Annotated in this window: 17 protein-coding genes; 1 reads left to right on the forward strand and 16 read right to left on the reverse strand. The window is 63.2% G+C overall.

Annotation, left to right across the window (positions count from 1 at the left end; translation table 11 throughout):
- The 14 genes from DN387_RS19690 to trmJ form a co-directional block, all read right to left on the reverse strand.
- On the reverse strand, nt 1-648 hold a 648-nt coding region (locus DN387_RS19690), incomplete at its 3' end, for a RodZ family helix-turn-helix domain-containing protein (protein ID WP_254506259.1).
- Nucleotides 648-1,406: a type IV pilus biogenesis/stability protein PilW gene (gene pilW, locus DN387_RS19695; RefSeq protein WP_043864471.1), complete on the reverse strand. Its 759-nt coding sequence runs from the start codon at nt 1,404-1,406 to the stop codon at nt 648-650. The genes DN387_RS19690 and pilW, both read right to left, overlap by 1 nt.
- A gap of 7 nt (nt 1,407-1,413) precedes the next feature.
- A complete protein-coding gene (rlmN, locus tag DN387_RS19700; protein ID WP_054916603.1) occupies nt 1,414-2,562 on the reverse strand; it encodes a 23S rRNA (adenine(2503)-C(2))-methyltransferase RlmN in 1,149 nt (382 codons plus the stop codon).
- Between the two features lie 28 nt (nt 2,563-2,590).
- A complete protein-coding gene (gene ndk, locus DN387_RS19705) occupies nt 2,591-3,016 on the reverse strand; it encodes a nucleoside-diphosphate kinase (protein WP_043864469.1) in 426 nt (141 codons plus the stop codon).
- Nucleotides 3,017-3,107: 91 nt separating this feature from the next.
- Nucleotides 3,108-3,308 (reverse strand): Fe-S cluster assembly protein IscX, encoded by a 201-nt coding sequence (gene iscX, locus DN387_RS19710; RefSeq protein ID WP_054916604.1) that lies wholly within the window; start codon nt 3,306-3,308, stop codon nt 3,108-3,110.
- Nucleotides 3,309-3,322: 14 nt separating this feature from the next.
- Complete coding sequence (fdx, locus tag DN387_RS19715) at nt 3,323-3,664, reverse strand: ISC system 2Fe-2S type ferredoxin (protein WP_043864467.1); 342 nt, start codon at nt 3,662-3,664, stop codon at nt 3,323-3,325.
- 3 nt (nt 3,665-3,667) lie between these two features.
- Complete coding sequence (gene hscA, locus DN387_RS19720) at nt 3,668-5,530, reverse strand: Fe-S protein assembly chaperone HscA (protein ID WP_043864466.1); 1,863 nt, start codon at nt 5,528-5,530, stop codon at nt 3,668-3,670.
- A gap of 41 nt (nt 5,531-5,571) precedes the next feature.
- Complete coding sequence (hscB, locus tag DN387_RS19725) at nt 5,572-6,093, reverse strand: co-chaperone HscB (RefSeq protein WP_043864465.1); 522 nt, start codon at nt 6,091-6,093, stop codon at nt 5,572-5,574.
- A gap of 8 nt (nt 6,094-6,101) precedes the next feature.
- Nucleotides 6,102-6,425 carry an iron-sulfur cluster assembly protein IscA gene (gene iscA / locus DN387_RS19730; protein WP_043864464.1) on the reverse strand — a complete coding sequence of 108 codons (324 nt, stop codon included), beginning with the start codon at nt 6,423-6,425 and terminating at the stop codon, nt 6,102-6,104.
- Between the two features lie 28 nt (nt 6,426-6,453).
- The gene (iscU, locus tag DN387_RS19735; protein WP_002552476.1) at nt 6,454-6,840 is read right to left on the reverse strand and encodes a Fe-S cluster assembly scaffold IscU; all 387 of its coding nucleotides are present in this window, start codon (nt 6,838-6,840) and stop codon (nt 6,454-6,456) included.
- Nucleotides 6,841-6,886: 46 nt separating this feature from the next.
- Nucleotides 6,887-8,101, reverse strand: coding sequence for an IscS subfamily cysteine desulfurase (locus DN387_RS19740; RefSeq protein WP_043864463.1), 1,215 nt, complete (start codon nt 8,099-8,101; stop codon nt 6,887-6,889).
- A gap of 43 nt (nt 8,102-8,144) precedes the next feature.
- Entirely contained in the window at nt 8,145-8,636 is a 492-nt protein-coding gene (iscR, locus tag DN387_RS19745; protein ID WP_043864462.1) for a Fe-S cluster assembly transcriptional regulator IscR, read from the reverse strand.
- A gap of 154 nt (nt 8,637-8,790) precedes the next feature.
- Nucleotides 8,791-9,573, reverse strand: coding sequence for a serine O-acetyltransferase (gene cysE / locus DN387_RS19750; protein WP_054916605.1), 783 nt, complete (start codon nt 9,571-9,573; stop codon nt 8,791-8,793).
- The gene (gene trmJ / locus DN387_RS19755; protein WP_043864460.1) at nt 9,574-10,347 is read right to left on the reverse strand and encodes a tRNA (cytosine(32)/uridine(32)-2'-O)-methyltransferase TrmJ; all 774 of its coding nucleotides are present in this window, start codon (nt 10,345-10,347) and stop codon (nt 9,574-9,576) included.
- Nucleotides 10,348-10,492: 145 nt separating this feature from the next.
- Here trmJ and suhB point away from each other — a divergent pair, with 145 nt between their 5' ends.
- Nucleotides 10,493-11,311, forward strand: coding sequence for an inositol-phosphate phosphatase (gene suhB / locus DN387_RS19760; protein WP_043864459.1), 819 nt, complete (start codon nt 10,493-10,495; stop codon nt 11,309-11,311).
- A gap of 136 nt (nt 11,312-11,447) precedes the next feature.
- Here the strand turns inward: suhB and DN387_RS19765 are convergent, their stop codons facing one another.
- Both DN387_RS19765 and secF read right to left on the reverse strand, forming a co-directional pair.
- Nucleotides 11,448-11,996, reverse strand: a complete 549-nt coding sequence (locus DN387_RS19765; RefSeq protein WP_043864458.1) for a glycine zipper 2TM domain-containing protein — start codon at nt 11,994-11,996, stop codon at nt 11,448-11,450.
- Between the two features lie 121 nt (nt 11,997-12,117).
- Nucleotides 12,118-13,029, reverse strand: a complete 912-nt coding sequence (gene secF / locus DN387_RS19770; protein ID WP_043864457.1) for a protein translocase subunit SecF — start codon at nt 13,027-13,029, stop codon at nt 12,118-12,120.

A 13,029-nucleotide genomic window follows, 5' to 3' on the forward strand; every position in this document is an offset into this window, starting at 1 on the left:
TACGGGTGCGGCAGGCGCAGCTGGCGCCGGGCTGCTGGCGGCCGGGGCCTGTGCGGCAGCCTCGTCGGTGGCAGGCTGGGCCTGCTCGGCCGGTGCACTGGCAGCCGGCGCTTCCTGGCTTTCGGCCACGGCCTGGTCTTCAGGCTCGTCCAGCGGGTGGATCTGGGTGGTACCGTCGGCGCTCTCGACCTCGACGTGTTCCATGGCCAGGCTGGCCAGGTCCTTGCCGCGCAGGCTGGTCTGGTCCTGCCACCAGAAGAAGCCACCGCCGATCACCAGGATCAGCAGCAACAGGCTGACGATGCGCAGGATGTTGTGCGACAGGCGTACCGGCTCTTCGATACGCCCCAGCGCATGCACGTCGCTGCCCTGGGAATTGCTGCCGGTGGCCTGGTCGAAGGCCAGCACCAGTTCGGCCTGGTCCATCTCGAACAGCTTGGCGTAGGCGCGGATATAGCCGCGGGCGAAGGTATGCCCTGGCAGCTTGTCGAACGCGCCGGTTTCAAGGTTGTTCAGGGAACTCACGGTCAGGTTGAGCTTGCGGGCCACTTCGGCCTGCGACAAGCCCTTGCTTTCACGGGCCTGACGCAAGGTCTCACCGGGATTCTGGCGAGTCGCTGCTGCTACTTCGGGATGCGCCGCTTTCATCATTGCTCCGACAGGTATTGCTGATATTCCGGCGTACCGGGATAAAGTCGTTGTAATTGCACGCCCAGTTCGGCGGCCTTGTCAGGTTCTTCGAATACAGTTGCCAGGCGCGAACCCAGCAGCAGGCTGCGGGGGCCGTGATCGCTCAGCTGGCTGAAACGATCGTAGTAGTCGCGCGCCGGCACATAATGCCTGTCTTCGTAAGACAACTCAGCCATTTCGAGCAACGCGCGCGGTTGCTGCTGGTTGAGCCGTAAAGCCTTTTGCAGGTGTTCACGCGCCTGCTCGCGCTGACCCAGCTTGATGGCGGTCAGGCCAAGGTTCTCGAAAACCCGGGAGCGTTCAGGATACAGGGTATCGGCCGCCGCTTGGCGAAACATCTGCTGCGCCTGGGCATAGCGCCCCTGCGCATACAGGAAACTGCCGAAATTGTTGCGAATACGGGGGTCGTCGGGGTTGGCAGCCAGGGCCTTGCGGTAATACCCCTCTGCCAGCGCCGGCTCGTCCTCGCGCTGGAACACCAGGGCCAGCGCGGCATTGGCTGCCGGGTCGCGAGCGTCCAGTTCAAGGGCCTTTTTCAGCGGCACCTTGGCGCGTTCGGTCAAACCTTGTTGCAAATAACCCAGGCCCAGTTGCACATAGGCCTGGCGTGCCTCTTCGCGCCCCTTGCCGCTTTGCAGCGGGTCGGAACTGCCGCTGCCGACGCAGCCGGCAAGCAGCGTCAGCAACAGGGTTGGCAGCGCGGCGCGCAGGCCCATGTCGGCCTCAGTTGCCCGCCGCGCCGGTTTGCGGCATATCGGCGTCGGCATTGAGCTGCCGTACCGCGATATAGCGCTCACTGCGGCGCGTGCGGTCCATCACCTGCCCCACCAGCTGACCACAGGCCGCGTCGATGTCCTCGCCACGGGTGGTGCGCACGGTAACGTTGTAGCCGGCCTGGTGCAGGTGGTCCTGGAAGCGGCGGATCGCGTTGTTGCTCGGACGCTCGTAGCCGGAGTGCGGGAACGGGTTGAACGGAATCAGGTTGATCTTGCACGGGATGTTCTTGAGCAGCTCGACCATCTCGACCGCGTGCTCGAGCTTGTCGTTGACGTCCTTGAGCAGGGTGTACTCGATGGTCAGCACACGCTTCTCGCCGAGTTCGGCCATGTAGCGCATGCACGACTCGAGCAGCATCTTGAGCGGGTACTTCTTGTTGATCGGTACCAGCTCGTTGCGCAGGGCGTCGTTGGGTGCGTGCAGCGACAGCGCCAGGGACACGTCGATGTGCTTGGCCAGCTGGTCGATCATCGGCACCACGCCGGAGGTGGACAGGGTCACACGGCGCTTGGAAATGCCGTAGCCCAGGTCGTCCATCATCAGGTGCATGGCGGCGACCACGTTGTCGAAGTTGAGCAGCGGCTCACCCATGCCCATCATCACCACGTTGGTGATGGCGCGGTCGATGGTGGCGGGAATGCTGCCGAACGACTTGTTGGCAATCCACACCTGGCCGATCACTTCGGCGGCGGTGAGGTTGCTGTTGAATCCTTGCTTGCCGGTGGAGCAGAAACTGCAGTCCAGGGCGCAACCGGCCTGGGACGAGACACACAGGGTGCCACGCTTGCCCTGGGGGATGTACACGGTCTCGACGCAGCTGCCGGACGCCACGCGCACCACCCACTTGCGGGTGCCGTCGCTGGAGATGTCCTCGCTGACCACTTCGGGGCCGCGAATCTCGGCAACGGCCTTGAGCTTCTCGCGCAGGGCCTTGCCGACATTCGTCATGGCGTCGAAATCATCGACGCCAAAGTGGTGAATCCATTTCATTACCTGGCCGGCACGGAAACGCTTCTCCCCGATGGACTCGAAGAATTTTTCCATTTCCGGCTGGGTCAGGCCCAACAGGTTAGTTTTACCAGTCGATGTCGTCATGGATTCACCCTCACTCGTAAGCTGTCGCTTAGCGAGCGGTTACCTCGGTAGCTGCGAAGAAGTACGAGATTTCGCGAGCAGCAGCGGCTTCGGAGTCCGAACCGTGAACGGCGTTGGCGTCGATCGACTCGGCGAAGTCGGCACGGATGGTACCGGCAGCAGCTTCTTTAGGGTTGGTGGCGCCCATCAGCTCACGGTTCAGAGCGATGGCGTTTTCGCCTTCCAGAACCTGTACAACGACCGGGCCGGAGATCATGAAGGCAACCAGGTCACCGAAGAAGCCGCGCTCTTTGTGCTCGGCGTAGAAGCCTTCGGCTTCGGCTTTGGACAGTTGCTTGAGTTTCGAGGCAACGACGCGCAGGCCGGCTTTTTCGAAACGGGTGGTGATCTCGCCGATCACGTTCTTGGCAACGGCGTCAGGCTTGATGATGGAGAAAGTACGTTGAACAGCCATGGTGTAACTCCAGAAACAGTAAGTGAAGCGAAAAATTAAACCCGCGAATTATACGCGGGTTCCGGGGGATTGCCTAACCTGCCGAGTGCGCTCAGTCGGCTTCTTCGATCCAGGCGGCCTGAATGGCTTCAAGCACCTTCTCTCCGCCACGGTTCGGATCGTCGCTGAAGTCGGGCAGGGCCTGCACCCAGCGGCTCAGTTCGACGAAATTCACGTAGCGAGGATCGACTTGCGGCTTGCTTTCGGCAAGCTGAATTGCAATTTCAAGTACATCAACCCATTTCAGGCTCATGATGACTCCAACGGTCAGTGCGGCGCTTCGGCGGCGTGGTTGAGCGAGTATTTCGGGATCTCGACGGTCACGTCCTCGGTGCCGACCTTGGCCTGGCAGGTCAGGCGCGACGTGGGCTCCAGGCCCCAGGCGCGGTCGAGGTAGTCCTCTTCCAGCTCGTCGGCCTCGTTCAGCGAGTTGAAACCCTCGCGGATCACGCAGTGGCACGTGGTGCAGGCGCAGACGCCGCCGCAGGCGCTTTCGATCTCGATGTGGTTGTCATGGGCCACTTCAAGGATGGACTTACCGGTTTCGGCCTCCACCACCATTCCGTCCGGACAGAACTTCTCGTGGGGCAGAAAAATCACCTGCGGCATCAGTTATTCCTCGATCTCATTCAGGTTGCGCCCGGCCAAAGCGGCTTTTACCGTCGAATCAAGGCGACGGGCGGCAAAGGCATCGGTCACTTGCGACAGACGCTTGGTCTGCTGCTCGATGGCGGCGCCATCGGTACCGTTCATCAAATCACGCAAGTCTTGCATCTGTTGTTCGATCGCCAGGCGCTCTTCGGCGTCCAGCAGGCGCTCGCCATCGGCGTCCAGCGCGCCCTGCACCGCTTCGAGCAGACGCTCGGCGTCGACCTGGTGCTCGCGCAGCTGGCGCGCCACCTTGTCGTAGCCGGCATGTTCGAAGGAGTCCTTGAGCATGCGAGTGATCTCGCCGTCGGTCAGGCCGTAGGACGGCTTGACCTGAATGCTCGATTCCACACCCGAGCCCAGCTCGCGCGCCGAAACGCTGAGCAGGCCGTCGGCGTCGACCTGGAAGGTGACGCGAATCTTCGCCGCACCGGCCACCATGGCCGGAATGCCGCGCAGTTCGAAGCGCGCCAGGGAGCGGCAGTCGCTGATCAGCTCACGCTCACCCTGCAGCACGTGGATCATCATGGCCGACTGGCCGTCCTTGTAAGTGGTGAATTCCTGGGCACGGGCAACCGGGATGGTGGTGTTGCGCGGGATCACCTTCTCCATCAACCCGCCCATGGTTTCCAGCCCCAGGGACAGCGGAATCACGTCGAGCAGCAGCAGTTCGCCGCCGTCGCGCTTGTTGCCGGCCAGGGTATCGGCCTGGATCGCGGCGCCGATGGCCACCACCTGATCGGGGTCGATCTCGGTCAGCGGGGTACGCCCGAACAGCGCGCCCACCGCCTCGCGCACACGCGGCACGCGAGTGGAACCACCGACCATGACCACGGCTTCGACTTCATCCAGCTCGATGCCACTGTCGCGCACGGCGCGGCGACAGGCCTTGAGGCTGCGCGCCACCATCGGTTCGATCAACGCGTCGAAGCCGGCACGGGTCAGCTCGCCCTGCCAGGCGCCATGGCTCACGGACACGACATCGCTGTTGGTCAACGCTTCCTTGGCCGCACAGGCAGCTTGCAGCAGTTGACGCTGGGTGCCGGGGTCGAGGTCGGCAGACAGGCCCGCCTGCTCGATGATCCAGCCGGCCACCGCATGGTCGAAGTCATCGCCGCCCAGGGCGCTGTCGCCGCCGGTGGCCATCACCTCGAACACACCGCCGGTCAGGCGCAGGATGGAAATGTCGAAGGTGCCGCCGCCCAGGTCATAGATGGCCACCACGCCTTCGGCGTTCTGGTCCAGGCCATAGGCCACAGCCGCAGCGGTCGGTTCGTTGAGCAGGCGCAGCACGTTCAGCCCGGCCAGGCGCGCAGCGTCCTTGGTGGCCTGGCGCTGAGCATCGTCGAAGTACGCCGGCACGGTGATCACCGCGCCGACCAGCTCGCCACCCAGGGTGGCTTCGGCGCGCTGGCGCAGCACCTTGAGAATGTCGGCCGAGACTTCCACCGGGCTTTTCGGGCCCTGCACCGTGTCGATGAACGGCATGTGCGACTCGCCGCCGACAAAGCGGTAGGGCAGTTGCTCGCCCAGTTGCTTGACGTCGGCCAGGCCGCGCCCCATCAGGCGCTTGACCGACAGCACGGTGTTCAGCGGGTCGCTGGAGGCCGCGTCACGGGCACTGTAGCCCACGTCGACATGGTTGGCGTGATAGCGCACCGCCGACGGCAGGATGACCCGGCCCTCGGCGTCTGGCAGCGGTTCGGAAATGCCGCTGCGCAATGCAGCGACCAGCGAATTGGTGGTGCCAAGGTCAATGCCCACGGCCAGGCGGCGCTGATGGGGCTGTGGCGTCTGACCGGGTTCGGCGATCTGCAGTAGGGCCATGCTTATCTGATACCAGGGGTGTCGCCAACGGCGCCACCGGGTTAATCGTCGAGGCGCTCTTCCAGCTGGCGCACTTCATAGGCGAGCTTGTCGAGGAACTGCATGCGGCGCATCAGGCGCTCGGCCTGTTCACGCTGCGCAGCATCCTCCCAGCAGGCGGCGAAGTCCTCGTTGAGTGCCTCCTGGGCGACCTTCAGGCGGCGCTTGAACGCGGCCACGCCATCGAGGTCGGCACTGTCCTGCAGGTCTTCGAGCTCTTCTCGCCATTGCATCTGCTGGAAGAGGAACTCGGGGTCGTGGACAGTGACTTCCTGCGGCACTTCGTGGCCCCCCATCGCCAACAGGTAGCGCGCCCGCTTGGGCGCACTCCTGAGGGTCTGGTAGGCGTCGTTGAGGCCGGCCGAGCGCTCCAGCGCCAGGCGCTGTTCACGCTCGGGGGCATCGGCGAAGCGGTCCGGGTGAACCTCGCGGGCCAGCTCGCGATAGCGTGCGGCCAGCTTGTCGAGGTCCAGGCGAAAGCCCGGCTGCAGGTCAAACAGGGCGAAATGACAAGGAGTACCCACGCGCAGCCTCAGACGTTGAAGCTTTCGCCGCAGCCACACTCACCGCGCACGTTGGGATTGTTGAACTTGAAGCCTTCGTTCAACCCTTCCTTGACGAAATCCAGTTCGGTTCCGTCCAGGTACACCAGGCTTTTCGGGTCGATGATCACCTTGACGCCGTGACTTTCGAACACCTGGTCCTCGCTGTCCGGCGCGTCGACGAACTCCAGCACATAGGCCAGGCCCGAGCAGCCGGTGGTGCGAACGCCCAGGCGAATGCCGTCACCCTTGCCGCGTCCTTCGAGGGAGCGCCGCACGTGGTTGGCGGCGGCTTCTGTCATGCTGATAGCCATCGAGACTCCTTACCTGCAACAGGCGAACTTAGAGCAAACCTTTCTTCTGCTTGTAATCGCGCACGGCCGCCTTGATGGCGTCCTCGGCGAGTACCGAGCAGTGGATCTTCACCGGCGGCAACGCCAGTTCTTCGGCCAGCTGGGTGTTCTTGATGGTTTCGGCTTCGTCCAGGGTCTTGCCCTTCATCCACTCGGTAGCGAGGGAGCTGGAAGCGATGGCCGAACCACAGCCGTAGGTCTTGAACTTGGCATCTTCGATGACGCCCTGCTCGTTGACCTTGATCTGCAGGCGCATCACGTCGCCGCACGCAGGCGCGCCGACCATGCCGGTACCGACATCCGGGTCCTCGGCATTCATCTTGCCGACGTTGCGTGGGTTTTCGTAGTGGTCGATGACCTTTTCACTGTAAGCCATGGTGCTATTCCTTCCTCATCAGAGAGCCGCTCTTGCTGGCGACTACTTAGTGCGCAGCCCACTCGATCTTGGAGATGTCGACGCCGTCTTTGTACATATCCCACAGCGGCGACAATTCGCGCAGCTTGGTCACGGCCTCGCAGACCTTCTGCGCGGCGTAGTCGATTTCTTCTTCGGTGGTGAAGCGACCGAAGGTGAAGCGGATCGAGCTGTGCGCCAGTTCGTCGTTGCGGCCCAGGGCGCGCAGCACGTAGGACGGCTCGAGCGATGCCGAGGTGCACGCCGAACCCGAAGACACTGCCAGGTCCTTGAGGGCCATGATCAGCGACTCGCCTTCGACGTAGTTGAAGCTCAGGTTCAGGTTGTGCGGAATACGCGCGGTCATGCTGCCGTTGATGTACAGCTCTTCAAGGTTCTCGACCTGCTTGTAGAAGCGGTCGCTCAGGGCCTTGATGCGCAGGTTCTCGCTGGCCATCAGCTCCTTGGCGATGGCGAAGGCTTCGCCCATGCCGACGATCTGGTGGGTAGCCAGGGTGCCCGAACGCATGCCGCGCTCGTGACCGCCGCCGTGCATGGTGGCTTCAAGACGCACGCGCGGCTTGCGGCTGACGTACAGCGCGCCGATGCCTTTGGGGCCGTAGGTCTTGTGCGCCGAGAACGACATCAGGTCGACCTTCAGCTTCTGCAGGTCGATCTCGACCTTGCCGGTGGACTGCGCGGCATCGACGTGGAACATGACGCCACGCGAGCGGGTCAGCTCGCCGATGGCGGCGATGTCGTTGATGGTGCCGATTTCGTTGTTCACGTGCATGATCGACACCAGGATGGTGTCTTCACGCAGGGCTGCCTCGACCATGGCCGGGGTGATCAGGCCATCGGCGCCCGGCTCGATGTAGGTGACTTCGAAGCCTTCACGCTCCAGCTGACGGGTGCTGTCCAGAACGGCCTTGTGCTCGATCTTGGAGGTGATCAGGTGCTTGCCCTTGGTGCCGTAGAAGTGCGCGACGCCCTTGATTGCCAGGTTGTCGGACTCGGTGGCGCCACTGGTCCAGACAATTTCCCGCGGGTCGGCGTTGACCAGGTCGGCGACCTGACGGCGAGCGTTCTCGACCGCTTCTTCGGCTTTCCAGCCAAAGACGTGGGAACGCGAGGCCGGGTTACCGAAGTTCCCGTCGACCAGCAGGCAATCGCTCATCTTCTGGGCGACACGTGGGTCGACCGGGGTGGTCGCGGAGTAATCGAGGTAGATCGGCAACTTCATTGAATATCTCCTATCAGGCGGGCTCATCGCGCAGTCGAAACGGTCATTCGACGGCGGATGTCTCAATCTTGTCCAGATGCGGTGTCCGGCCCGCCATGCGGCGCAGGTCCTGACGCTGGGCGACTTCTTGCACCTCACGGCGAGTAACAAGGTCAGCCAGGCTGATACCGCTCAGAAATTCGTGAATCTGCTGGCTGAGATCACACCACAAGTGGTGGGTCAGGCAGGTATCGCCAGCGTGGCAATCACCCAGGCCCTGGCAGCGTGTAGCGTCGACCGATTCGTTGACCGCATCGATCACCTGGGCTACCTGGATGCTTTCCATCACGCGCGACAGCTGGTAGCCGCCGCCTGGACCGCGCACACTGGAAACCAGACTGCTGCGACGCAGCTTGGCAAACAGCTGCTCCAGATAGGAAAGGGAGATGCCTTGGCGCTCGGAAATGTCGGCCAGGGACACCGGCCCGTTTTGCGCGTGCAACGCCAGGTCAAGCATGGCAGTCACGGCGTATCGGCCTTTTGTAGTCAGTCGCATGGCTATTTGGTACCACGGGAGTTACGGGATGTGTGCGAGTATGCGATTCCCGAGCATTTAAGTCAACTATAAGACCTACTGCTTTAGTCGGGATTGCGCCTGAGAGGCGGCGCAGAGTGTAGCAAAGTCGGGCGCTCCAGCGCACGCCCTTCTGTCAATGCGTCGACGCGTCGCTGCGGGCGTCGGCCTTCACGTCCGCGAAGTCTTCGTCACGCAGGGCCGGCAGTTCCTTGGCGCAGTAGTCGCTGCCCAGGTTCTTGAGCGCACCGCACATGTCCTCCAGGCGCCCGTCCACCGCTTGCAGGTGGTCGAGCAACTGGCCGATGGCGCGGGCCACCGGGTCGGGCATGTCTTCGCTCACGCCGTAGGCGTCGAAGCCGATCTTCTCGGCCATGGCCTTGCGCCGGGCCTCCTGCTCGGCATCGGACTTGACGATGATACGCCCCGGTATACCTACCGCCGTGGCACCGGCCGGCACCGCCTTGGTGACCACCGCATTGGAGCCGATCTTGGCCCCTGCGCCCACGGTGAACGGGCCCAGCACCTTGGCGCCGGCCCCCACCACCACGCCGTCCTCCAGGGTCGGGTGGCGCTTGCCCTTGTTCCAGCTGGTGCCGCCCAGGGTCACGCCCTGGTACAGGGTCACGTCATCGCCGATCTCGGCGGTTTCGCCGATCACGATGCCCATGCCGTGGTCGATGAAGAAGCGCCGGCCTACCTTTGCACCGGGGTGAATCTCGATGCCGGTCATCCAGCGACCGAAGTTGGACACCAGCCGCGCCAGCCACTTCCAGTCCCGTACCCACAGGGCATGCGCCGCGCGGTGCAGCCAGATCGCATGCATGCCCGGGTAGCAGGTCAGCACTTCAAAGGCATTGCGCGCCGCCGGGTCACGGTGGAAAACGCTTTGGATATCTTCACGCAGACGCTCGAACATTTACTGATCCTTCCGCTTGTGCGCATCGCCCCGGGCCGCTTTCTGGGTTTCGGTGAGGATGCCGCGCAAAATGCTTATTTCCGATCGACTCACCGCGCTGCGCCCGTACAGGCGACGCAAACGCGGCATCAGGTGCTTGGGCTTGGTCGGGTCGAGAAAGCCGATGTCCACCAGCGCGGACTCCAGGTGCTGGTAGAACAGCTCCATTTCGTCCATGGTCGCCAGCTCTGCGCTGCGCACCGAGGCCACTTCAACCTTCTCGACTTTCGACGCCTGCCCGTCGGCTGCCAGCCAGGCCATGCGCACTTCATAGGCCAGGACCTGGACCGCAGCCGCCAGATTCAGCGAACTGAAATCCGGGTTGGACGGGATATGCACGTGATAATGACATCGCTGCAGCTCGTCGTTGGTCAGGCCGGCATGTTCACGGCCGAACACCAGCGCCACCTCGGCACCCTCGCCTGCCTGCTCGACGACCTTGGCGCCGCATTCGCGCGGATCGAGCAGGGGCCACGGGATGCGCCGGTCGCGGGCACTGGTGCCCACCACCAGGGTGCAGCCCACCAGCGCATCCTCGAGCGTGGCCACCACCTCGGCACCCGCCAGCACGTCATCGGCGCCGGAGGCACGGGCACTGGCCTCGTGGGAAGGAAAGTCGTTCGGCTCGACCAGCACCAGGCGCGACAGGCCCATGTTTTTCATGGCGCGCGCAGCCCCGCCGATATTGCCGGGGTGACTGGTATTGACCAGGACGACACGAATTCTTGGCAGCACGGGCACGGCTCACAGACACGGAAGGAAGGGAGCAAATCTTACAGAAGCGACCGGCATTACGCTATGAAAGCAAATGTCGCCCTTCTTCGTTCAAAGTTTTCTGCTAGAATGTTCGGCTTTCTTTAACGACCCAGGTGAAACGTCCATGCAGCCCATGCTGAATATCGCGCTGCGCGCCGCCCGCAGCGCCAGTGAATTGATTTTCCGCTCCATCGAGCGCCTGGATACCATCAAGGTAGATGAGAAAGACGCCAAGGATTACGTCTCCGAAGTCGACCGCGCGGCGGAAAAAGTCATCGTCGACGCCCTGCGCAAGGCGTACCCGAACCACTCCATCTACGGTGAAGAAACCGGCCTGCACGCTGGCAACGGCGAAGAAGGCAAGGACTACCTGTGGGTCATCGACCCGCTCGACGGTACCACCAACTTCCTGCGTGGCGTTCCTCACTTTGCCGTGAGCATCGCGTGCAAGTACCGCGGCCGCCTGGAACACGCCGTGGTCCTCGACCCGGTACGCCAGGAAGAATTCACCGCCAGCCGTGGCCGTGGCGCCCAGCTCAATGGTCGCCGCCTGCGCGTCAGCGGTCGCACCAGCCTGGACGGCGCCCTGCTGGGTACCGGCTTCCCGTTCCGTGACAACCAGATGGATGGCCTGGACAACTACCTGGGCATGTTCCGTGCCCTGGTCGGCCAGACCGCCGGCATCCGCCGCGCCGGCGCCGCGAGCCTGGACCTGGCCTACGTGGCCGCCGGCCGCTTCGATGCGTTCTGGGAGTCGGGCCTGAGCGAGTGGGACATGGCTGCAGGCGCACTGCTGATCCAGGAAGCGGGCGGCCTGGTGAGCGACTTCACCGGTGGTCATGACTTCCTCGAGAAGGGCCACATCGTTGCCGGCAACATCAAGTGCTTCAAGGCGGTGTTGACGGCGATCCAGCCGCACCTGCCGGCCTCGCTGAAGCGCTGAGTTTCAGCCGGGCAATAAAAAAGCACCCTTCGGGGTGCTTTTTTGTGGCTGGCTTTCGGGCCTCTTCGCCGGCAAGGCCGGCGCCTACAGGTTGCGCATGGCTTTGTAGGAGCCCGCCTTGCCGGCGAAAGGGCCATCACTGCCCAGGCTGTGCCTGCGTCAGTACCAGCTTGCCATTCTCGTCCAGCGGGATCTGCGAACCCGGGTCGCGCTCCATGCGCACCTGCCCGGCCTTGTCGCCAATCGAATACTTCACGTCGTACCCCACCACCTTCTCGCTCAGGTCATTGACCGTGTTGCAGCGGGTTTGCGTGGTGGTGTAGGTATCGCGGTTCTGCATGCCTTCCTGCACCTTGTTGCCGGCATAGCCACCACCGACGGCACCAGCCACGGTGGCGATCTTCTTGCCATTGCCGCCGCCGATCTGGTTACCCAGCAACCCACCTGCCACGGCGCCCAGCACGGTACCGGCGATCTGGTGCTGATCCTTCACCGGCGCCTGACGAGTCACCGTGACATCCTTGCAGACTTCCCGTGGCGTCTTGACGGTCTGCTTGACCGGCTGCACCGACGTCACCTGCGCGTATTGCGGCCCGCCCTTGACCAAGCTGTAGGTAGCCACGGCACCTCCGGCAGTGACACCGACAGCACCCAGCACCGCACCCACCAGCATTGACTTGTTCACGTGAACCTCCTGATTTACCTGCGGGAACACGCCCGCGCTTCTCCCAGCCTTGGAGCATAAAAAAAGGCGCGAGTTCAATACTCGCGCCTTCTTGTACCGCTCAGGACAGTGGCAAAAAGCCTTATGGACGCTCGTCCACACCCTCGGTTTTCACCGGCGGGATCAGGTCTTCACTGTTCAGGTTCAGCCAGATCAGCACCACGTTGGCGATGTAGATCGACGAGTAGGTACCGGCCATTACACCGATGAACAGTGCCAGCGAGAAGCCCCACAGGTTGTCACCACCGAAGAACAGCAGTGCCGCGATCGCCAGCAAGGTGGACACCGAGGTGGCCACGGTACGCAGCAGGGTCTGGGTGGTCGAGACGTTGATGTTCTCGATCAGCGAAGCCTTGCGCATCACGCGGAAGTTTTCCCGTACCCGGTCGAACACCACGATGGTGTCGTTGAGCGAGTAGCCGATGATCGCCAGCACCGCCGCCAGCACCGTCAGGTCGAAGGTGATCTGGAAGAACGACAGGATGCCCATGGTCACGATCACGTCGTGCACCAGCGACAGGATGGCGCCCACCGCAAACTTCCACTGGAAGCGGAAGGCCAGGTAGACCAGGATGCCGCCCAGCGCCAGCAGCATGCCCAGGCCGCCCTGGTCACGCAGTTCCTCGCCCACCTGCGGGCCGACGAACTCGACACGCTTGACCGTGGCCGGGTTGTCGGTGCTGATCTTCTGCAGCGCCTCGGCCACCTTGTTGCCCAGCATCGGGTCGTCGCCCGGCATGCGCACCAGCAGGTCGGTGGTAGCACCGAAGCTCTGCACCACGGCATCGTGGAAGCCGGACCTGACCAGCTCTTCACGAACCTCGCCAAGGTTGGCCGGGCGCTCGTAGGTCAGCTCGATGAGCGTACCGCCGGTGAAGTCCAGGCCGAAGTTGAGCCCTTTGTAGAACCAGCTGAACAGTGCCAGCACAGTCAGCAGCAGGGTGACGCCGAACGCGACGTTCCGCACACCCATGAAGTTAATGGTACGTAACAT

Origin of the sequence: Pseudomonas sp. FBF18 (assembly GCF_024261405.1) — a bacterium.
In the GTDB taxonomy this organism is placed as follows: Bacteria; Pseudomonadota; Gammaproteobacteria; order Pseudomonadales; family Pseudomonadaceae; genus Aquipseudomonas; species Aquipseudomonas palmensis.